The sequence below is a fragment of the Streptomyces pseudogriseolus genome, from assembly GCA_002154585.1.
GTDB lineage: Bacteria > Actinomycetota > Actinomycetes > Streptomycetales > Streptomycetaceae > Streptomyces > Streptomyces pseudogriseolus.
Genome location: MUNG01000732.1, coordinates 310 through 692 on the forward strand (window position 1 = coordinate 310; position 383 = coordinate 692).

Here is a 383-nt window from a genome sequence, read left to right on the forward strand (position 1 = left end):
GCCGCCGGCGGCGCGGTAGGCGGTGAGGAAGCGGTGCCAGGCGTCGGGGTCGAGCATCCCCACGGCGTACCAGGCGGCGGGGCGGGCCAGGTCCCAGACCGGTGGGCCGGCGCCGAGGTCGTCCACGTCGATCAGCAGCCAGGGGCTGCCCGGAGCGGGGTCGCGTATCAACTGCCCGAGGTGGAAGTCGCCGTGGCAGAGGCGCCGCGGCGGGAGGTCCGCCCAGGCGCCCAGCACCGGGCCGGCGGCGGGGTGACGCGGGGCGGTGTGGTGCAGGAGTGCGACGGCTCGGGCGGCCTTCTCCGGTCCGCGCATGGACGGCACGGTCTCGGGGAGCGGGGCGCGGTGCAGGCGGGCGAGGAGGACGCCCGCCTCCTCCCAGG

General features: G+C 78.3%; 1 protein-coding gene. It reads right to left on the minus strand.

Annotation, left to right across the window (positions count from 1 at the left end):
- Nucleotides 1-383 (minus strand): phosphotransferase family protein (locus CCN29_RS34415; RefSeq protein WP_442538701.1); only part of this gene is annotated, 383 nt, incomplete at both ends.